General features: G+C 72.1%; 18 protein-coding genes, 3 tRNA genes and 1 pseudogene. 16 read left to right on the top strand and 6 right to left on the bottom strand.

The window, feature by feature from the left end; all coding sequences use genetic code 11:
- Positions 1-132 precede the first annotated feature (132 nt).
- From MOPEL_RS05245 to MOPEL_RS05235, 3 genes are all read right to left on the bottom strand, one after another.
- Complete coding sequence (locus MOPEL_RS05245) at positions 133-1854, bottom strand: AMP-binding protein (RefSeq protein WP_009481814.1); 1722 nt, start codon at positions 1852-1854, stop codon at positions 133-135.
- Between the two features lie 106 nt (positions 1855-1960).
- A complete protein-coding gene (locus MOPEL_RS05240; RefSeq protein ID WP_141631193.1) occupies positions 1961-2863 on the bottom strand; it encodes an AEC family transporter in 903 nt (300 codons plus the stop codon).
- A gap of 225 nt (positions 2864-3088) precedes the next feature.
- On the bottom strand, positions 3089-3583 hold the full coding sequence (locus MOPEL_RS05235; RefSeq protein WP_009481812.1) for a YajQ family cyclic di-GMP-binding protein: 495 nt from the start codon (positions 3581-3583) through the stop codon (positions 3089-3091).
- 191 nt (positions 3584-3774) lie between these two features.
- Here MOPEL_RS05235 and MOPEL_RS05230 point away from each other — a divergent pair.
- The 4 genes from MOPEL_RS05230 to MOPEL_RS05215 all read left to right on the top strand — a co-directional run bounded on the left by MOPEL_RS05230 (position 3775) and on the right by MOPEL_RS05215 (position 6369).
- Positions 3775-3855: transfer RNA gene (locus MOPEL_RS05230), tRNA-Tyr, on the top strand.
- 232 nt (positions 3856-4087) lie between these two features.
- Positions 4088-4903, top strand: coding sequence for a helical backbone metal receptor (locus tag MOPEL_RS05225; protein WP_009481811.1), 816 nt, complete (start codon positions 4088-4090; stop codon positions 4901-4903).
- Positions 4904-4938: 35 nt separating this feature from the next.
- Positions 4939-5529, top strand: coding sequence for a hypothetical protein (locus tag MOPEL_RS05220; protein ID WP_009481810.1), 591 nt, complete (start codon positions 4939-4941; stop codon positions 5527-5529).
- 15 nt (positions 5530-5544) lie between these two features.
- Positions 5545-6369, top strand: coding sequence for an enoyl-CoA hydratase (locus tag MOPEL_RS05215; protein WP_009481809.1), 825 nt, complete (start codon positions 5545-5547; stop codon positions 6367-6369).
- A gap of 78 nt (positions 6370-6447) precedes the next feature.
- Here the strand turns inward: MOPEL_RS05215 and MOPEL_RS05210 are convergent, their stop codons facing one another.
- Complete coding sequence (locus tag MOPEL_RS05210; protein WP_141631192.1) at positions 6448-7164, bottom strand: phosphodiesterase; 717 nt, start codon at positions 7162-7164, stop codon at positions 6448-6450.
- A gap of 241 nt (positions 7165-7405) precedes the next feature.
- Between MOPEL_RS05210 and MOPEL_RS05205 the strand changes: the two genes are divergently transcribed.
- From MOPEL_RS05205 to aroQ, 3 genes are all read left to right on the top strand, one after another.
- Positions 7406-9163: an NAD-dependent malic enzyme gene (locus tag MOPEL_RS05205; protein ID WP_009481807.1), complete on the top strand. Its 1758-nt coding sequence runs from the start codon at positions 7406-7408 to the stop codon at positions 9161-9163.
- Between the two features lie 98 nt (positions 9164-9261).
- Positions 9262-10653 (top strand): MFS transporter, encoded by a 1392-nt coding sequence (locus tag MOPEL_RS05200; protein WP_009481806.1) that lies wholly within the window; start codon positions 9262-9264, stop codon positions 10651-10653.
- A gap of 130 nt (positions 10654-10783) precedes the next feature.
- A complete protein-coding gene (aroQ, locus tag MOPEL_RS05195; protein WP_040633013.1) occupies positions 10784-11245 on the top strand; it encodes a type II 3-dehydroquinate dehydratase in 462 nt (153 codons plus the stop codon).
- Positions 11246-11324: 79 nt separating this feature from the next.
- On the opposite strand, the gene pntB is transcribed toward aroQ, so the two are convergent.
- Positions 11325-12758 (bottom strand): Re/Si-specific NAD(P)(+) transhydrogenase subunit beta, encoded by a 1434-nt coding sequence (gene pntB, locus MOPEL_RS05190; protein WP_009481804.1) that lies wholly within the window; start codon positions 12756-12758, stop codon positions 11325-11327.
- Positions 12758-14329, bottom strand: a complete 1572-nt coding sequence (locus MOPEL_RS05185) for a Re/Si-specific NAD(P)(+) transhydrogenase subunit alpha (RefSeq protein WP_009481803.1) — start codon at positions 14327-14329, stop codon at positions 12758-12760. Before MOPEL_RS05185 ends, pntB begins: the two co-directional genes overlap by 1 nt.
- Before the next feature lie 342 nt (positions 14330-14671).
- Between MOPEL_RS05185 and MOPEL_RS05180 the strand changes: the two genes are divergently transcribed.
- The 9 genes and pseudogenes from MOPEL_RS05180 to MOPEL_RS05140 form a co-directional block, all read left to right on the top strand.
- Complete coding sequence (locus MOPEL_RS05180; protein WP_009481802.1) at positions 14672-15295, top strand: biotin transporter BioY; 624 nt, start codon at positions 14672-14674, stop codon at positions 15293-15295.
- A gap of 52 nt (positions 15296-15347) precedes the next feature.
- A complete protein-coding gene (locus tag MOPEL_RS05175; RefSeq protein WP_009481801.1) occupies positions 15348-16124 on the top strand; it encodes an energy-coupling factor ABC transporter ATP-binding protein in 777 nt (258 codons plus the stop codon).
- Positions 16118-16768 carry an energy-coupling factor transporter transmembrane component T family protein gene (locus MOPEL_RS05170; RefSeq protein WP_009481800.1) on the top strand — a complete coding sequence of 217 codons (651 nt, stop codon included), beginning with the start codon at positions 16118-16120 and terminating at the stop codon, positions 16766-16768. The genes MOPEL_RS05175 and MOPEL_RS05170 overlap by 7 nt, the downstream gene beginning before the upstream one ends.
- A gap of 122 nt (positions 16769-16890) precedes the next feature.
- Positions 16891-16963: transfer RNA gene (locus MOPEL_RS05165), tRNA-Thr, on the top strand.
- A 60-nt stretch (positions 16964-17023) separates the two neighbouring features.
- Positions 17024-17097, top strand: a tRNA-Met gene (locus tag MOPEL_RS05160).
- Between the two features lie 107 nt (positions 17098-17204).
- Entirely contained in the window at positions 17205-17375 is a 171-nt protein-coding gene (gene rpmG / locus MOPEL_RS17580) for a 50S ribosomal protein L33 (RefSeq protein ID WP_009481799.1), read from the top strand.
- A 309-nt stretch (positions 17376-17684) separates the two neighbouring features.
- A complete protein-coding gene (locus tag MOPEL_RS05150; protein ID WP_009481798.1) occupies positions 17685-18134 on the top strand; it encodes an FAS1-like dehydratase domain-containing protein in 450 nt (149 codons plus the stop codon).
- Positions 18131-18598, top strand: a complete 468-nt coding sequence (locus MOPEL_RS05145) for a MaoC/PaaZ C-terminal domain-containing protein (RefSeq protein WP_009481797.1) — start codon at positions 18131-18133, stop codon at positions 18596-18598. Before MOPEL_RS05150 ends, MOPEL_RS05145 begins: the two co-directional genes overlap by 4 nt.
- Positions 18595-18811, top strand: a pseudogene (locus MOPEL_RS05140) (UDP-N-acetylmuramate dehydrogenase); the annotation flags it as partial. The gene MOPEL_RS05145 and the pseudogene MOPEL_RS05140, both read left to right, overlap by 4 nt.

The following is an 18811-nucleotide window of genomic DNA, read 5'->3' as shown; positions in this document are numbered from 1 at the left end:
CCCGGAACCGCGATCGTCGTCATGGCCGTCGCGGCGGTCGTACGTGGAACGAGGGCCCGACGGGCACGGCCGCCGCCGGTCCTGTGCAGGACGGGCGGCGGCCGCGTGTCGGGCGTCGGTGGTCGACGGGCGTCAGTTTCCCTTGAGCGAGGGGAAGTCGGTGTCGCGGAACTCGCCCTCGGGACGGCCCTCTCCGCCGGCGATCTGGCCCTCGCGCTGGCGGAGTTCGACGCGGCGGATCTTGCCGCTGATCGTCTTGGGCAGCTCACCGAACTCGAGGCGACGGATGCGCTGGAACGGGGCGAGGCCCTCGCGGCAGTGCTTGAGGATCGCGAACGCCGTGTCCTCGTTCGGCTCCCACCCGTTCGCGAGGACGACGTACGCCTTGGGCACGGCGAGACGCACGGGGTCGGGGGCGGGCACGACGGCGGCCTCGGCCACGGCGGGGTGCTCGATGAGGACGGACTCGAGCTCGAAGGGGCTCACCTTGTAGTCGCTCGCCTTGAAGACGTCGTCGGTGCGCCCGACGAACGTGATGGCGCCGCGCTCGTCCCGCATCGCGATGTCGCCCGTGTGGTAGTACCCGCCGGCCATCGACTCGGCGGCGCGCTCCGGGTCGCCCTGGTAGCCGGCCATGAGGTTGACGGGGTTCTTGGAGAGGTCGAGGCAGAGCTCGCCCTCGGTCTCGGTGGGTTCGCCGGTGACGGGGTCCACGAGGACGCTCGGCACGCCGGGGAGCGGGCGGCCCATCGAGCCGGGGATGACGGGCTGACCGGGGGTGTTGCCGATCTGCACGGTGGTCTCGGTCTGGCCGAACCCGTCGCGGATCGTGAGGCCCCAGTGCTTCTCGACCTGGTCGATGACCTCGGGGTTGAGGGGCTCGCCGGCGCCGATGACCTCGCGGAGCGACCCCTTCTTGCCCGAGAGGTCGGCCTGGATGAGCATGCGCCACACGGTGGGCGGCGCGCAGAACGTCGTCACGCCCGCGCGGTCCATCTGCGCGAGGAGGGCGGCGGCGTCGAAGCGCGTGTAGTTGTACTCGAAGATGCACGCCTCGGCGATCCACGGGGCGAAGAAGCAGCTCAACGCGTGCTTGGCCCAGCCGGGGGAGGCGATCGTGAGGTGGATGTCGCCCGGCTTCTGACCGATCCAGTACATGGTCGCGAGGTGGCCGACGGGGTAACTCACCTGCGTGTGCATGACGAGCTTGGGCTTGGAGGTCGTGCCGGAGGTGAAGTAGAGGAGGAGCGGGTCGGCCGCCTCGGTCTGCGTCTCCCACGCGGGGGCGGACCCGCGCTCCTGGGCGTCGCGGACGTTCTGCCAGCCGTCGGCCTCACCGACGGAGAACAGGTGGACCCCCGGCACCTCGGGGTTCTCGCCCTGCGCCCAGTAGAGCTTTCCGGCCTCGTCGGCGTTGCAGATGATGCCCTTGGCGCCCGCGCGCGTGATGCGCTCCTTGAGGTCGGCGGCACCGAGCGCCGTCGTCGTCGGGGCGATGACCGCGCCGATCTTCATGAGGGCGAGCATCGAGTCCCACAGTTCGACCTGGTTGTCGAGCATGACGAGGACGGGGTCGCCCTTGCCGATCCCCTGCTCGACGAACCACGCGGCGAGTTTGTCCGAGCGCGTCGCCATGTCGTCGAAGGAGTACCTGTCCTCGCGGCCGTCCTCCTCGACGATCCACAGCGCGGGCTTGTCGTTGCCGCGGGCGATGACGTCGAACCAGTCGGTGGCCCAGTTGAAGCGTCCCTGGATGCGGGGCCATTCGAACCCGGCGCAGGCCGCGTCGTAGTCCTCCCGGTGGTCGAGGAGGAAGTCGCGGGCCGCCTTGTACGTCTCGTGCGCAGTCGTCATGGACGCGTTCTAACAGTCGGAGTGTGCCCGCGGGGGTGACGTGAGCTCCCGTCCGATGACCGGTCGTTCGGCGTCGGTGAACGGACGTCGGGCGCCCCGACGTGGCTCAGGCGGTGAGGTGGGGGAGGAGGGCGACGAGGCCGGTGAGGATCGGGATGGACAGCAGCGTGGAGGCGACCACCGCGCTCGCGACGGTGTCGGTGTCGCCGCCGTACTCGCGGGCGAGCATGAGGGTGTTGACGGCGATGGGCATCGTCGCGGCGAGGACGAGGCTCGCGAGCGGCGACCCGTCGAGCCCGAGGGCGAGTCCGACGCCGACGGCGACGGCGGGCACGAGCACGGCCCGCAGGGCGACGGCGACGACGACGGGCGCGGTGGCGGCGATGCGCCCGCTGCGTCCGATCTGGACGCCGAGCTGGACGAGGACGATGGGGATCGCCGCCTGGGAGAGGAGGTGGATGCCGCTCTCCACTCCGCCCGGCAGGTGCAGGTGCACGGCACGGAGCAGCCCGGCGAGGGCGAGGGCCCACACGACGGGGAGCCGGAGGATCGTGAGCAGCCCGGCGCGAAGGCCGCCCTCCGCGCCGAAGAGGAGCGGGCCGACCGTGTACATGACGACGAGGGACGCGACGAAGATGACGACGGCCATGTCGAGGCCCGCCCGGCCGAGCGCGAGGAGGGCGATGGGGAGCCCCAAGTTGCCGTTGTTGCCGAGGACGGTGCTGGCCGCGACCGCGCGACGGGAGGCCGGGGCGAGCCTCGCCGTGAGGAGCCATGCCGCCGTCGCGGCGATCACCGTCATGACGAGGTAGGCGACGACGAGGCGGGTCCCCACCCCACCGGCGAGTTCGGTGCGCATGAGCGAGTCGAACGCGAGCGCCGGTGTGAGCCCGTAGAGCCCGACCTTGTTGAGGGTGGCGATGTCGATGGGCAGCCGGCGGCCGAGGACGACACCGACGCCCGCGACGATGATGACGGGCAGGACGACGTCGAACGCGGCGGTCGGCACCGGCACAGGCTAGACCTCGCCTCCCTGCATCTCGGCGCGGCCCTGCGTCCCTCCGGTCCCCTGGTGCACGCCCCGGACGCCCGGGGCCGGGCAGCACGTGCGGCGGGATGCACGTCGGGACGAACGGGTCCGGCACGCCACGAGCGGGCCGCGGCACGTCCCCACCGTCGCGGTGAGGCGGCCGGGCCCGCCCGTGGGGGCGGGCGTCGCCGGCGCCGCTCGGGGTCAGCGGTAGTTCGTGAACTGCACCGCGAAGTCGAGGTCGGCCTCCTTGAGCATCCGCTGGACGGCCTGGAGGTCGTCGCGGCTCTTGCTGCTCACGCGGAGTTCGTCGCCCTGGATGACGGGCTTGACGGTCTTGCCGAACTCGTCGCGGATGAGCTTGGAGACCTTCTTGGCGTTCTCCTGGCTGATGCCGTCCTTGAGGGCGGCGTCGAGCCGGTAGATCTTGCCGGAGGCCTTGGGTGTGCCGTCGCCGGTGTCGAGGGACTTGAGGGAGACGCCGCGCTTGACGAGCTTCGTCTGCAGCACGTCGAGGACGGCGAGGCACCGCTCCTCGCTGTTCGCCTTCATGACGATCGAGTCGCCGGAGAGCTCGACGGAGGCATCGACGCCCTTGAAGTCGTACCGCTGCGAGATCTCCTTCTCGGCCTGGTTGACGGCGTTGGCGACCTCCTGGTGGTCGACCTTGCTCACGATGTCGAACGAACTGTCGGCCATGCGGACCTCCTGAGGGTGGGGGCGGGTCGTGCGCCCGGGCGCGGAGGGCACCGGGCGGTCCAGCGCCATTGTGCCCGGCCGGGGCGCCGGGGAGTCCCCCGGTCGTGGAGCAGGACGCGTTCGTCACTCACGGACGGAGAAGCGATTGGACGCCACCGGGGGCGATGTTGTTATCTTGGGACACGCACCACGGCAGGTTGCCCGAGCGGCCAATGGGAGCGGACTGTAAATCCGTCGCGAAAGCTACCAAGGTTCGAATCCTTGACCTGCCACGCCGAACGAAGGCCCCGGATCCTCGATCCGGGGCCTTCGTCGTGCCCGGCGGTTTCTCGACGCCGTCTCCGTCGCCCGCGCGATCTCCCCCATCGGCCTCGTCGTCGCTCCCGGCTCCTGGGCGCCTCCGCCCTCGGTGGCCGCCGCGACCTCGAGGCCGCCCCGGCGACCGACGCCTGCGACCCGCCCCTCCGCACCCGTCGGGCGCGGGGTGCGGGGCAGGATGGAGGCGTGAGAGACGACCTGGGTCATCCGATGACGTCCTCCCACCGGCCGCGGCGGGTGGTGAGTCTCGTCCCCTCGCTCACCGAGGCGATCGCCGCGAGTGCGTCGGACGTGCTCGTCGGGGCGACGGAGTGGTGCACGCATCCGGCGGGCCTCGACGTGCCGCGGTTCGGCGGGACGAAGAATCCCGACGTCGACGGGATCCTCGCCGCGGCGCCGGATCTCGTCGTCGCGAACGAGGAGGAGAACAAGCCCGAACACGTCGCCGACCTCCGCGCCGCGGGGATGGACGTGTGGGTCACCGACATCCGCACCGTCGAACAGGCGCTCGCCTCGCTCGCGCGTCTCCTCGACGTCCTCGACGCGCCGGAGCGGGGCTGGCTCGACGACGCCGCGGCGGCCTGGTCCGCGATCCCCGAGGTGCCTCGAGCCGAGCGGCGCACCGCCCTCGTGCCGATCTGGCGTCGACCGTGGATGGCGCTGGGGCGGGACACCTATGCGGGCGACGTCCTCGCGCGCCTCGGGGTCGACAACGTCCTCGCGGACGCCGACGAGCGGTATCCCCGCGTCGACCTCACGCGCATCGTGGGCGACGTCGACCTCGTCGTCCTGCCCGACGAGCCCTACCGGTTCACCGCCGACGACGGACCGGAGGCGTTCGCGCCGCTGCCCTGCGCCCTCGTGAGCGGGCGTCACCTCACCTGGTACGGCCCGGCGATGGTCGACGCGCCGCGCCTGCTCGCGGACGCCATCAACGCCGCGGACGGTGCAGCGGACGGTGATGCGGCCGACCCGTCGTCCACAGCCCCGCCCGCAGGCTGAACCACGAGGAGGAGGGCGGCTCCTAGCGTCCGGACATGACCTCTCCCCGTGTCCTCGCGCCCACCCTTGTCGCCCTGTCGACCGTCGTCGTCGCCGTCGCGGGGGCCGTCTCCGCGCCCGCGCTCGGGACCCCGCCGCCCTCGACCGCAACGGTGGTCGCGTCCCCGGGTTCCACGGCGACCACGACTCCGCCGGTGCATCCGTTCGGCACGCGGGTCGCCTCGTCCGACGGGGTGACGGTGAGCGTCGGTCCGCCGCGCACGGTGGCGGCCCCTGCGGAAGGGGTCCTCGTCGACGTCGTCGAGATGGACGTCGCGAACACCTCGACGACCGCGTTGCCCCCGTGGTCCCTCACCCCGAGGGTCGGTTCGGGCGCGCCGGGACGCGCGCGTGGGGCGACCACCGAGACGGAGACGCTGGTGGTCGCGCCCGTGACCGCGCTCACGTGGGTGCTTCCGGGTACCGCCGTACGGTGGCGCCTCGCCTACCCTCACGTCGAGGACGCTCATGTCACCCTCGCGGGCGACGGGGCCGTCCCCGCCGCCACGTTCACCGCCGAACCCGGCGCCGAGACGCGTCCCGCCCCACGGGTGGAGGCGCGTTCCGGGGCCCCCCGCGGCTCCTGACCGGAAGGAAGCACGATGCCCACGGAGGACCTCGTCGTCGAGCGGGACGGTGCCGTCGTCACGGTCACCTTCGACCGCCCCCACCGCCGCAACGCGTTCACGACGCCGATGTACGAGGGGCTGCGGGCTCTCGCCGAGGAGATCCGGGAGGATCCCGTGGTGCGGGTCCTCGTCCTCCAGGGCGCGGGAGGTGCGTTCGCGGCGGGCAACGACATCGGGGAGTTCGCGGCGATGACGACGGGCGCGGAGGCCGTCGCGTACGAGGCGCGGGTGCAGGCCCTCCTCACGGCGCTCTCCCGGTTGCCGCAGGTGACCATCGCGAAGATCGACGGGTTGTGCGTCGGCGGCGGGCTCGCCGTGGCGACGTGCTGCGACCTGCGGGTGGCGACGGTGCACTCGCGGTTCGGGTACCCCATCGCGCGGACGCTCGGCAACGCCCTGTCGCGGCCGCTGCTCGAGCGGTGCGTCCACGTGTTCGGCGAGTCGATGGCGCGGCAGATGCTCCTCACCTCCCGCCTCGTCGACGCCGAACGCGCCTACGCGGTGGGGGCGCTCCTCGCGGTGACGCCGACGCGGGAGGGACTTGACGCCGAGGTCGGCTCGACGATCGACGGCCTCCTCCGGGCCGCGCCGCTCACGCTGCAGGCGACGAAGACGCAGCTCGGCTCCATCACCGCCTCGCCGCTGCTCACCGATCCGCAGGCGCGGGCGGCCGACGACGCCCTCCTCGAGAGCGTGTACGGCAGCCCCGGGTTCCGGGAGGGTGTGCGGGCGTTCCTCGCCAAGGAGACCCCGCAGTTCGCGCAGGTGGCGTGGGCGGCGCGGGAGGACGAGGCCTGAGTCGCGCCCTCGTCCGTTGGGGCGGGCCCGTCGGGTCGGCCCCGCAGGCGGGGGATCCGCCGGCCGACCTCGGGCCCGTCAGCGCGGCGTCGACGGGCCGGTCGGTCCTCCGGCGCGTGCGCCGGCGTAGGCGGGCAGACGCGCGGCCTCGACCCAGGGGTACTGGCGGGTGCCGCAGAGGGGATGCTCGACGCTGTCGAAGCGAAGGTCGTCGGGCCGCGGCTCGCCGAGCGTGAGGACGCCGACGCGGTGCCACTCCCCGCGGGAGCGCGCCCAGCCGAGGGCGTACCGGGCGCCGCGGGGATCGGCCTCGTCGACCGGGCCGAGCGGATGCGCGGCGATCATCGTCGGGCCGGCCGCCGTGAGACAGGGCCACAACGTCGTCACCGGCCCGTCGTCCGCGCGATGCCGGAGGGCGAGGAAGTGCCGTGACACGGGCCCGAGGCCCGTCGCGGCGAGGAGCAGGTCCGCGTCCCGGCCCTCCGGGCCCGCCCCGGGGAACCTGATCGCGAGGCCGGGGATGTCGAGGCGCCCGGTGGGTCGACCGACACCGCGGGAGACACGGACGACGCAGGGGTGCTCGCCCGGGGTGTCGAGCACGGGGACGCCGGAGGATCCGTCGTCCTCGACGTGGAGCGTCGCCTCGGAGAGGACCCCACGCGGGTGGAGGGGCCGCGCTCCACGACGTCGACCGAGCGCGGCGAAGGCGGGGAACATCGGGGCGGAGACGACGGCCGTCGCCGCGGTGGCGGCACGCGCAGCGAGTCCGGGGCGGGGCTTCAGGGGGGCGGTCATGACCCGACCGTAGGTGCTCACGGGGCGGGTCGCCTGCCGTGCGCACAGGATCCGCCGACACGGCACGGCGCACCACGAGACCGTGACCCGTGCCTGCGACGCGATGCCCGCCGTCCGGGTCCCTGTTCCGAGCTCGAGCCCGGAGCGCGAACCGGGGGGCGTGCCCGATGCCGGCGCCCGCGACGCGTGCCCGGACGCGGGCCACGCCCCGCCGTCGGGTGGGCGTCCGTAGGCTGGAGGCATGGCGAAGACGCGAGACTCCGGGGTCGACGAGGCGAAGGCCGCGCGCGAGAAGGGCTACCGCAACCCGTCGGGGCCGAGGCCCCCGCGGCAGCGGGTGTGGGCGAGGTCGGGGGACGTGCTCAAGCACGCGATCGTCAACCGCGGCACGGCGTTCACCCAGGAGGAGCGCCGCGAGCTCGGTCTCGTCGGTCTCCAGCCGAGCGGTGTCGTCGACATCGACGGGCAGATGCGGCGGGTGTATGAGCAGTTCCGCTCCCAGCCCGATCCACTCGCGAAGAACCTCTTCCTCTCCGCCCTGCGCGACCGCAACGAGACACTGTTCTACCGGCTCCTCTCGGAGAACCTCGAGGAGATGCTCCCCATCGTCTACACGCCGACGATCGGCGAGGCGATCGAACGGTTCAGCCACTGGTACATGCGCCCCTCGGGAGTGTTCCTCTCCATCGACGAGCCGGACGCGATCGAGGAGTCCTACCGCAACTACGGGCTCGGCTCCGACGACGTCGACCTCGTCGTCGTCACGGACGCCGAGGGCATCCTCGGAATCGGCGACCAGGGTGTCGGCGGCGTGATGATCGCCTCCGGCAAGCTCGCCGTCTACACGGCGGCGGCCGGCATCCACCCGCGGCGGGCGATCCCCGTCGTCCTCGACGTCGGTACCGACAACCTCGGGCTCCTCAACGACGACCTCTACATCGGCGCGCGGCACGCCCGCGTGCGAGGGGAGCGGTACGACGCGTTCGTCGAGAAGTTCGTCGAGGTGACGACGAAGCTGTACCCCCACGCGATGATCCACTGGGAGGACTTCGGCGCCGGCAACGCGCACCGCATCCTCTCGACGTACCGTGAGCGCTGCTGCACGTTCAACGACGACATACAGGGCACCGCGGCGGTCGTCCTCGCAGCGGCGCTCTCGGCGTGCCGCACGACGCACACGCCCATCGAGGAGCAGCGCGTCGTCGTCCACGGGGCGGGCACCGCGGGCATCGGCATCGTGGAACTCATGCGCGACGAGATGGTCCGCGCCGGCCTCTCCCCGGAGGAGGCGAACGCGCGGTTCTGGTGCCTCGGCAGCAGGGGCCTCATCAGCGAGCACCTCGGCGACCACGTGCGCGACTTCCAGCGGCCGTTCGCGCGGACGAAGAAGGAACTCGCGGACTGGAAGGTCCAGGATCCCGCCCACATCGGCCTCGCCGACGTCGTGCGCCACGCGCAGCCGACGGTCCTCATCGGCACGTCGGCGCAGGCTGGGGCGTTCACGAAGGACGTCGTGCAGGAGATGGCGCGGCACACCGAACGGCCGATCGTCTTCCCGCTCTCGAACCCCACGTCGAAGGCCGAGGCGCTGCCCGAGGACCTCCTCGACTGGACCGACGGCAAGGCGCTCCTCGCGACGGGCTCCCCGTTCGAACCCGTCGAGTACGGCGATGTCACGTACGAGATCGCGCAGGCGAACAACGCGCTCGTCTTCCCGGGCATCGGGCTCGCCGTCACGGTGTGTCGCCCGACGAGGGTCACCGATCACATGATCGCGGCGGCCGCCGAGGCCGTCGGTCGGATCGGCAGCGGCGGTGGACTCGGGTCGAGCCTCCTGCCGCCCGTCGACGTCCTTCGCGCCGTCTCCGGCTCGGTCGCGATGGCCGTCTGCGCCGCGGCCGAGGAGGACGGCGTGGCGCGCGTCACGGTCGAGAACCCCGTCCAGGAGGTCTTCGACCTCATGTGGCAGCCGACCTACCGCCCCATCGACGCGGTCTGAGAGCGCGCACGCCGCCGGTGTGCCATCCTCCTGCGGGCGGATGCGACCGCCCGCAGGCCAAGGGCGGCGCCTCCGCGCCCCCGGACGAGGAGGGCGTGATGACGAGCAGTGCCGAACAGGTCGGCGGGGGAGCGGTGAGCCGCACCGACCGGCTGGACGCGTTGTCGTTCAACCGGGCGCACGGGCGGCTGCTCGTCGGCGCCGGTGTCGGGTGGGCGCTCGACGCGATGGACGTCGGGCTCATCTCGTTCGTCATGGTCGCGCTCGCCACGCAGTGGCACCTCGATTCGGGGACCCTGTCGGGCATCGCCTCGATCGGGTTCGTCGGCATGGCGATCGGCGCGGGCGTGGGTGGCCTGCTCGCCGACCGCATCGGTCGCCGCCAGGTCTTCGCCCTCACGCTCCTCGTCTACGGGCTCGCCACCGGCGCCTCGGCGCTCGCGGGGTCCGTCGCCGTCCTCATGGCGCTGCGGTTCCTCGTCGGCCTCGGCCTCGGCGCCGAGCTCCCCGTCGCCTCGACGCTGGTGAGCGAGTACTCCCCGGTGGCGGTCCGCGGCCGGATGGTCGTCGCCCTCGAGTCGTTCTGGGCGGTGGGGTGGATCCTCGCGGCCCTCGTCGGGTACCTCGTCGTCCCCTCGAGCCCCGACGGATGGCGGTGGGCGCTCGCCGTCGGCGTCGTGCCCACGATCTACGCCGTCGTCGTCCGGTGGGGGCTGCCGGAGTCGGTCCGTTTCCTCGAGGGCAAGGGACGCCACGCGGAGGCCGAGCGGGCGGTGCGCACCTTCGAGGCGCCCGCGGGCATCACGCACGAGGAGCCCCTGCCGACGGACGGCCCCGCCGGCCGCACCGAGCCCGCCGCCACGCCGCGCACGAAGAGCCGCGCCGGCCTCTGGACGGCCGAGTACCGCCGCCGCACCGCCGCGCTGTGGGTCGTGTGGTTCATGGTCAACCTCTCGTACTACGGTGCGTTCATCTGGCTGCCGACGTTCATCGCAGGCCAGGGGTACGGCCTCGTCAAGTCGTTCGAGTACACCCTCGTCATCACGCTCGCGCAGATCCCCGGCTACGCCCTGTCGGCCTGGCTCATCGAGGTGTGGGGACGTCGTCCCACCCTCGCGTCCTTCCTGGTCGGCTCGGCCGGTGCGGCAGCCCTGTTCGGTGTCGTCGGCTCGGGCGCCGTCCCCGGCGTCCAGGGGGTCGGCTGGCTCATCACCGCCGGTTGCCTGCTCTCGTTCTTCAACCTCGGGGCGTGGGGCGCGCTCTATGCGGTCTCCCCGGAGATCTACCCGACCCGTATCCGGAGCACGGGGGCCGGTGCGGCCGCCGCGTTCGGGCGCATCGCCTCGATCCTCGCGCCGATCGTCGCCGACCGACTCGTCCAGGCGGGCGGTCAGGGACTCGTGTTCGCCGTGTTCGGGGTGGCCTTTGCGATCGCCGCCGTCGCCGCCGCGTTCCTCCCCGAGCTGCACCGCGTCGCGCTCGAGGAGTGACGGGGGGCTCCCTGCCACTACGACACCCCACGACCGGGCCACGTCGCCCCCGCCGCCTCGAGGAACGCGACGCCCGGTGTGCTCCCGGCCCGTCGACCCCCTCGACGTCGCCGATGCCAGACTTGACCGCATGACGACGACACGGCCGCTCGTGGGGGTCCTCAACGGCCCGAACCTCAACCTGCTCGGCACCCGGCAGCCGGAGATCTACGGCCGCACGACCCTCGCCGACATCGAGGCGCGCTGCGTGCGCGTCGGGCAGGAGCTCGGGCTCGTCGTCGAGTGCGCCCAGACCAACCACGAGGGAGCCCTCGTCGACCGGGTGCAGGAGTGGCGGGAGCGGGCGTCGGCGTTCGTCGTCAACGCGGCCGCCTACACGCACACCTCCGTCGCGATCCGCGACGCGCTCCTCGCGACGGACCTCCCCTTCGTCGAGGTCCACCTCTCCAACGTCCACGCCCGCGAGGACTTCCGGCACCGGTCCTACCTCGCCGACGTCGCCGTCGCCGTCATCGCCGGGTGCGGGGCGGACGGGTACGAATTCGCGCTGCGCCATCTCGCGGGACGCCTCGTCCCCACCGTCACCGCCTGACCGCCGCGTCACGCGAGAACGCCGGGACCCGCCTCGTGGCGGATCCCGGCGTTCTCGGGCGAGGGGGTGCGAGCCCCGCTCAGAACTCCCGGAGGATGTCGTCGACGCGATCCTTCGCGTCGCCGAACAGCATCTCGGTGTTGTCCTTGAAGAAGAGCGGGTTCTGCACACCGGCGTAGCCGGTGCTCATCGACCGCTTGAAGACGATGACGCGCTCGGCCTTCCACACCTCGAGCACGGGCATGCCCGCGATGGGGGAGCCGGGGTCGTCCTGCGCGGCGGGGTTGACCGTGTCGTTCGCGCCGATGACGAGGACGACGTCGGTGGAGGGGAAGTCGTCGTTGATCTCGTCCATCTCGAGGACGATGTCGTAGGGCACCTTGGCCTCGGCGAGGAGCACGTTCATGTGCCCGGGCAGACGACCGGCGACGGGGTGGATGCCGAACCGGACGTCGACGCCCCGCTCCCGCAGCCGCGCGGTGAGCTCGGCGACGGGGTACTGCGCCTGGGCGACGGCCATGCCGTACCCGGGCGTGATGATGACGGACTTCGACTCCTTGAGAAGCTCGGCGACCTCCGTGACGGTGGTCTCGTGGTGGTTCCCGTGTTCGGTCTCGCCGGAGGTGACGGCCCCGTCGGAGCCGAACCCGCCCGCGATGACGTTGACGAACGACCGGTTCATGCCCTTGCACATGATGTAGCTGAGGTACGCACCGGAGGAGCCGACGAGGGCGCCGGTGATGATGAGCAGATCGTTGTCGAGCAGGAAGCCCGCGGCCGCGGCCGCCCAGCCGGAGTAGCTGTTGAGCATCGAGACGACGACGGGCATGTCGCCGCCGCCGATGGCCGAGACGAGGTGGAAACCGAGGAACAACGCCGCGAGGGTGAGGAGCCCGAGGAGGAGCTGCCGGAGGAACATCTCCTCGTGTGGGACGAGCACGTAGACCACGGTCATCACGACGAACGCGAGGAGGATGGCGAGGTTGACGGCATTGTGGTGCGGCAGCATCGTCGGCGCCGACTTCATGCGGCCCGACAGCTTGAGGAACGCGACGATCGACCCGGTGAGGGTGACCGCACCGATGAAGACCCCGACGAACACCTCGACGTCGTGGACGCCTGCGTACCGGAGGGGGTGCTCGTAGGAGGAGTTCCACCCGACGAGGACGGCGGCGAGGCCGACGAAGCTGTGGAGCAGTGCGATGAGTTCCGGCATGCCGGTCATCGGGACCTTGCGGGCCCGCCAGATGCCGATGACCGCGCCGATCGCCATGGCGGCGAGGATGAGTCCGAGCCCGAGGAGGCCGGAGCCGGGGCGGTCGTCGCCGACGGTGGCGGAGCGGACGCCGAGGACGGCGGCGGCGATCGTCACGACGAGGGCGATCGTCATGCCTGCGACGCCGTAGCGGTTGCCGCGGCGGGCGGTCTCGTGGGTGGAGAGTCCGGCGAGGCTGAGGATGAAGAGCAGCCCCGCGATGATGTAGGTGCCCTGGAGGAGTGTGAGCTGGAGCATCAGGCGTCGCCCTTCTTGAACATGTCGAGCATCCGGGCCGTGAGGGTGAACCCTCCGAACACGTTGATGCTGGCGACGAGGATGCCGAGGAACGCGAGCACCGAGATGAACGGGTGCCCGACGTGTCCGATCTGGAGGAGCGCGCCGACGATGATGATGCCGCTGATCGCGTTGGTCACCGACATGAGCGGCGTGTGCAGCGCGTGGTGCACGTTGCCGATGACGTAGTAGCCGATGACGCAGCTGAGCATGAAGACCATGAAGTGGTCGAGGAACGGCTCGGGGGAGATCGCCGCGAGGCCGAGGAAGGCCAGCGCGGAGACGGCCGCGAGGGCCGCCTTGACCCCGCCCGACATCGGCCTCTCGACGGGGCGGTCCGTCGCCTCGGCCCCGGCGGCGTCGGACCCGGTCGGCGCCGCCGCGGGGCTCGTGTCGGCGGGTGCCGCCGACACCTTGACGGGGGGCGGCGGCCAGAGGATCTCGCCGTCGCGGACGACGGTCATGCCGCGCTGGACGACGTCGTCGAGGTCGAGGACGTACTGACCGTCCTTGCCCGGGGTGAGGAGCTTGAGGAGGTTGACGAGGTTGGTCCCGTAGAGCTGGCTCGCCTGGGTGGGGAGCCGACCGGCGAGGTCGGTGTACCCGAGGATGATGACGCCTTGCTCGAACACGACGCGCTCGCCGGGGCGGGAGCCCTCGACGTTGCCGCCGTTGGCGGCGGCCATGTCGACGATGACCGTGCCGGGCTTCATGAGCCGCATCATGTCGGCGGTGATGAGCCGCGGGGCGGGGCGCCCCGGGATGAGGGCGGTCGTGACGATGATGTCGACCTCGGGCGCCTGCGCGGTGTAGAGCTCGGCGGCCTTTCGGTTGTAGTCCTCGCCGGTCTCGCGGGCGTAGCCGTCGGTGGAGACGACCTTCGTGGCCTCGACATCGAGGAACTGGGCGCCCATCGAGCGCACCTGCTCGGCGACCTCCGGGCGGGGGTCGGTCGCGCGGACGATCGCGCCGAGGCTGCCGGCCGCGCCGATCGCGGCGAGGCCGGCGACGCCGGCGCCGATGACGAGGACCTTCGCGGGCGGGACCTTGCCGGCGGCGGTGACCTGGCCGGTGAAGAACCGGCCGAACTCGTTCGCCGCCTCGATGACGGCCCGATAGCCCGAGATGTTCGCCATGGAGGACAGGACGTCGAGGGCCTGCGCGCGGGAGATGCGGGGGACGGCGTCCATCGCGAGGACGGTGATGCGTCGCGTCGAGAGCTTCTCGAGGAGCTCCGGGTGGAACGCGGGGCCGATCATCGCGCAGAGCAGGGCGCCGTCGCGGAGGGCGGCGATCTCCTCGTCGGAGGGCGCGTTGACGGCGAACACGACGTCGGCGCTCCAGGCGTCGTCGGCCGCCCCGATGCGGGCACCGGCCTCGGCGAACGACTCGTCGGCGATCTTCGCGAACTCTCCTGCGCCCGTCTCCACGACGACGTCGTAGCCGAGCTTGCGCATCTTGCCGACGGTGTCGGGTGTGGCGGCGACCCGGGTCTCCCCGGGGTGTCGTTCTCTCGGAATGCCGATGATCACGGGGGCAGTGCTCCTTCGTACGGTCGGAGGCGGCCGCTCACGGCGGTGCCGGGTGGATCGGGCGGGCTCGGGTGTCCGCCTGTCGGGGGCGTCGCAGTGGGGCCGCCGTGCAGAGTGCATCATGGCGGGGACGTGGGCCACAGCCTTTCGTCCCGACAGTGGGACGGGCATCACGCCGGGACCGGGTCCGTGCGCCGCTCCGCGATGGGGCATCGGCGCTCCGCGCCGACCCGATGTCCGTGGCACCGTCGCCCGCTCCCACGCGGGCCACGCACGAGTCCTGCACGGGTCCGGGCATCCGGCCCACGTGCCGTCCGTTCTCCCCCGACCAGGAGGTCATGCATGTCGTCCGCAGCGAGTACGACACGGAAGTCCACGCGCGAGCCCGGGACGCCCCGCGTGGGGGCGCGGGATCTGGCCCTCGTCGCCGCGATGGCGGCGCTCATCGCCGTCCTCGGCGTCCCCGGCGCCCTGTACCCGTTCGGCCAGGCGGTGCCGATCACGCTGCAGTCGATGGGTGTCATGCTCGCGGGTGCGCTCCTGGGGTGGAAGCGCGGCGGTCTCGCCCTGCTCCTCTTCCTCGCGCTCGGCGCGGCGGGTCTCCCGGTGCTCGCCGGCGGGCGTCCGTTGCTCCCGGCGCTGCCCGGCCCGACGGTCGGGTTCATCGTCGGCTACCCCCTCGGAGCGATGTGCGCCGGCGCGCTCGTCGACCGCGCCGCCGGCCGTCTCACCACCGCCCGTATCGCGCTCGCCGTCCTCGTCGGCGGCATCGGCGTCGTCCACCTCTGCGGCGTCCCCGGGATGATGTGGCGCGGTGGCCTGAGCCTGCCCGCCGCGATCGCGGCCGACGTCGTGTTCCTCCCCGGTGACCTCGTCAAGGCCGTCGTCGCGACGGTCGTCGCCGCGTCCGTCCACCGCGCGCTGCCCACCCTGCTTCCGTCGACCTGGGCCGGGCGTCGCCGGTGACGTCGCGTCCGCGTCGGGGCGACGTGGCTCCCGCGGACGGAGGACGCCGCCGATGATCGAGTTCCGCGGCGTCCACCACTCCTACGGGGACCGCGAGGTGCTCCGCGGGATCGACCTCGTCCTGGACGGGCCCCGTACGGGGATCATCGGGGCGAACGGGTCGGGCAAGTCGACCCTCGCCCGCATGATCAACGGTCTCGTCGAGCCGGCGTCGGGGCAGGTCCTCGTCGACGGCCTCGACGTCTCGAGGCACGGGCGGGAGGTGCGTCGACGGGTCGCGTTCGTGTTCCCCGACCCGGAGGCGCAGATCGTCATGCCGACGGTGAGCGAGGACATCGCGTTCTCCCTGCGTCGGCGCCGGCTCACGCGGGAGGCGGTCGACGCCCGCATCGACGCGGCTCTCGCCCGGTTCGGCCTCGCCGACCACCGCGACCATCCCGCCCACCTGCTGAGCAGCGGGCAGAAGCAGCTCCTCGCGCTCGCGTCGGTGACGGCCGTCGAGCCGGCGATCCTCGTCGCCGACGAACCGACGACGATGCTCGACCGCCGGCACACGCGGACGGTGATGCGGCACCTCGAGGCCCTCGACCAGCAGCTCGTCCTCGTCTCTCACCAGCTCGAGCTCTTCGCGTCGTGGGAGCGGGTCGTCGTCGTCGACGAGGGCCGTGTCGTCGCCGACGGTCCCGGGGTCGAGTCGATCGACTTCTACCGTCGGCTCATGGACGGGGAGACCACCGAGGGTGGGGGAGGCGGGGCGTCGGCCGTTCGCCACCCCGACGGAGGCACGTCCGGGCCGGGCCGGACGGACGGAACCGGACCGCGATGCTGACCTCCTCCTACGTCGAGGGCAGCTCCTTCCTCCATCGGGCCCGGCCCGGCGTCAAGCTCTTCGGCCTTCTCGTCGTGACGACGGCGGTCGTCGTCGTGCCCTCGGCCACCGCGCTCGCCGTCGTCGCGGGGCTCCTCGTGGCGATCACCCTCGCCGCCGGGCTGGGCATGAGGACCGTCGTCGACCTCGCGAAGCCGATGCGCTGGGTGGTCCTCCTCCTCACCCCCGTCCAGGTGTGGACGAGCGGATGGGAGCAGGCGGTCGTCGTCGTGGGCGGCCTCGTCGTCGCCGTCGTCGCCGCGGGTCTCGTCACGGTGACGACCCGGGTGGCCGACATGATGGACGCGATCGTCGCGTTCCTGCGTCCGCTCGAGCGCGTCGGCGTCGACGCCGACCGTGTCGGGCTCGCGATGGCCCTGACGATCCGGTCGATCCCCGTCGTCGCGCGCACCCTCACCGAGTGCGGGGAGGCCCGGCGGGCCCGCGGGCTCGAGCGCAGTCCCCGGGCGTTGCTCGTCCCGTTCGTCGTCCGGACCGTCCGGCACGCCGAACGGATGGGCGACGCGCTCGTCGCCCGCGGCCTCGACGACGGGGGAGAGCCGCAGGTCGACGGGCCGGCAAGGGTGTCCGGCGTGACTCGCTGAGGAGGCGATTTCGTCTCGGGCGCCCCGAGCGTGTATCGTCGTTCAGGCGCCGACACGAGCAATCGTGTCGATGCCGTCGAGGATGTCATGATCTCGGTTCTTCCGATCTCATGCGCTTCGGTGCCCCGATAGCTCAGTCGGCAGAGCGTCTCCATGGTAAGGAGAAGGTCTAGGGTTCGATTCCCTATCGGGGCTCAGGTCGCGAACGACACGGCCGACCGTCCCAGGGCGGATCAGATCGGTCGTCGCACTCCTGGCGGGGTAGCTCAGGTGGTTAGAGCACACGACTCATAATCGTGGTGTCGCGGGTTCGAGTCCCGCCCTCGCTACTCGCGTGACCTCTCCCGCTCGGCGGGAACGTCATGCAGGGAATCATCCGAGATGTCTCCGTGTTGAACTCCCGCATCCTTCCCGATCGCGAAAGACAGGTAGTCACGTGGCCAGCAAGAGCACCGACGTCCGCCCCAAGATCACCCTGGCGTGCGCGGACTGCAAGGACCGCAACTACATCACCAAGAAGAACCGGCGCAACGACCCCGACCGCATCGAGCTGTCGAAGTACTGCCCGAAGTGCGGCAAGCACACGGCGCACAAGGAAACGCGCTGACTTCTCGCTGATCAGTTCGACGACGGCCGCTCCCCATCCGGGGGTGGCCGTCGTCGTGCAGGGGTTGCACCACCCGTGCCGCGGCCCGGTCCCGGGGAGACTCCTCCGCCGGTAGTGCTCCTGCCCACGGCGATCCCTCGGCCGGGCCCGTTCGTCGCCCGACGCCGTGGGCGAGGATCGCGGCCCCGGGCGCCGATCGTCGGCACCACCCGCCTGCGTCGTCATCGCGTCTCGACTCCGCGTCTCGACATCGGGAGGGCAGGGGGTGTCGCGGGGAGTGTCGTCGGCGCGCTGCATTAGGGTGCGCCCATGGCTGTCAACACCGCTTACGAGGGCCGTCGTTATCCGCCCGGCGAACCGTTCTCGGTCGGTCGCGAACACGTGCGGGCCTTCGCCGCCGCCGTGGGTGCCACCGACCCCGTCCACCACGATGTCGAGGCTGCACGCGCGGCGGGGTTCGCCGACGTCGTCGCGCCGCCGACGTTCGCCGTCGTCGTCGCGCAGCGGTGCGAGGCGGCCTACATCGCCGACCCGGAGGCCGGGGTCGACTTCGACCGTCTCGTCCACGGTGAGGAGTCGTTCGTCCACCACCGTCCGATCGTCGCGGGCACCGAACTCGTCGGCGAGCTCCACGTCGACCGCGTGCGCGAGGCGGGAGGTCACGGTCTCGCGACGACCCGCGTCGAGATCACCGACACGAAGGGCGAGGCCGTCTGCACCGTACGGTCCAGCGTCGTCGTCCGGGGGGAGGGCTCATGAACGCCGCCACGTCGCGTCGTCCCGTGCTGTCGGAGGTCGCCGCCGGCGACGTCGTCGGCCGTCGCACCGTCCATGTCGACCGGGCGCGGCTCGTCGAGTACGCCGCGGCCTCGGGTGACCGCAACCGCATCCACTGGGACGAGCGGTTCGCCCGTTCCGTCGGTCTTCCCGACGTCATCGCGCACGGCATGTTCACGATGGGCGCCGCGGGCGAGGTCGCCTCGCACTGGGCGGGCGGGCCGCAGCATGTTCGGTCCTGGTCGTGCAGGTTCACCCACCCGGTCGTCGTGTCGGACGACGGTGGCGCCGACATCGAGGTCGTCGCCACGGTGACGAGGGTCGACGCGGAGGCCGGGGAGGTCACGCTCGGCATCGAGGTCACCCACGACGACGTCAAGGTCCTCGGCAGGGCCGTCGCCGTCGTCGCGGTGGAGGGAAGCGACTCCGCGGAGGCGGGTCGATGAGCGACGGCGCCTCCGGCGAGGCGCCGTCCCCGCTGCTCTCGGCCCACACGACGATGAGGGTCGGTGGTCCCGCGTCCCGGTTCGTCGTCGCCGACACCGTCGACGAGCTCGTCGACGCGGTGCGCCTCGTCGACGACGCGGGGGAGCCCCTCGGGGTGTTCTCCGGCGGGTCCAACCTCGTCGTCGCCGACGAGGGCGTCGACGCGACCGTCG

This window comes from Mobilicoccus pelagius NBRC 104925, assembly GCF_000247995.1.
In the GTDB taxonomy this organism is placed as follows: Bacteria; Actinomycetota; Actinomycetes; order Actinomycetales; family Dermatophilaceae; genus Mobilicoccus; species Mobilicoccus pelagius.
The sequence above is the reverse complement of the archived record's forward strand: the minus strand, read 5'-3'. Positions and strand labels throughout refer to the sequence as shown.

Bases quoted from the DNA above. Each gene is read 5' to 3' on its own strand.
- MOPEL_RS05145 (WP_009481797.1), top strand. From the start codon at position 18,131: ATGAACGCCGCCACGTCGCGTCGTCCCGTGCTGTCGGAGGTCGCCGCC.
- MOPEL_RS05200 (WP_009481806.1), top strand. From the start codon at position 9,262: ATGACGAGCAGTGCCGAACAGGTCGGCGGGGGAGCGGTGAGCCGCACC.
- MOPEL_RS05175 (WP_009481801.1), top strand. From the start codon at position 15,348: ATGATCGAGTTCCGCGGCGTCCACCACTCCTACGGGGACCGCGAGGTG.
- MOPEL_RS05170 (WP_009481800.1), top strand. From the start codon at position 16,118: ATGCTGACCTCCTCCTACGTCGAGGGCAGCTCCTTCCTCCATCGGGCC.
- MOPEL_RS05210 (WP_141631192.1), bottom strand. From the start codon at position 7,164: ATGACCGCCCCCCTGAAGCCCCGCCCCGGACTCGCTGCGCGTGCCGCC.
- aroQ (WP_040633013.1), top strand. From the start codon at position 10,784: ATGACGACGACACGGCCGCTCGTGGGGGTCCTCAACGGCCCGAACCTC.
- MOPEL_RS05235 (WP_009481812.1), bottom strand. From the start codon at position 3,583: ATGGCCGACAGTTCGTTCGACATCGTGAGCAAGGTCGACCACCAGGAG.
- MOPEL_RS05150 (WP_009481798.1), top strand. From the start codon at position 17,685: ATGGCTGTCAACACCGCTTACGAGGGCCGTCGTTATCCGCCCGGCGAA.
- MOPEL_RS05205 (WP_009481807.1), top strand. From the start codon at position 7,406: ATGGCGAAGACGCGAGACTCCGGGGTCGACGAGGCGAAGGCCGCGCGC.
- MOPEL_RS05180 (WP_009481802.1), top strand. From the start codon at position 14,672: ATGTCGTCCGCAGCGAGTACGACACGGAAGTCCACGCGCGAGCCCGGG.
- MOPEL_RS05215 (WP_009481809.1), top strand. From the start codon at position 5,545: ATGCCCACGGAGGACCTCGTCGTCGAGCGGGACGGTGCCGTCGTCACG.
- MOPEL_RS05220 (WP_009481810.1), top strand. From the start codon at position 4,939: ATGACCTCTCCCCGTGTCCTCGCGCCCACCCTTGTCGCCCTGTCGACC.
- pntB (WP_009481804.1), bottom strand. From the start codon at position 12,758: ATGCTCCAGCTCACACTCCTCCAGGGCACCTACATCATCGCGGGGCTG.
- MOPEL_RS05245 (WP_009481814.1), bottom strand. From the start codon at position 1,854: ATGACGACTGCGCACGAGACGTACAAGGCGGCCCGCGACTTCCTCCTC.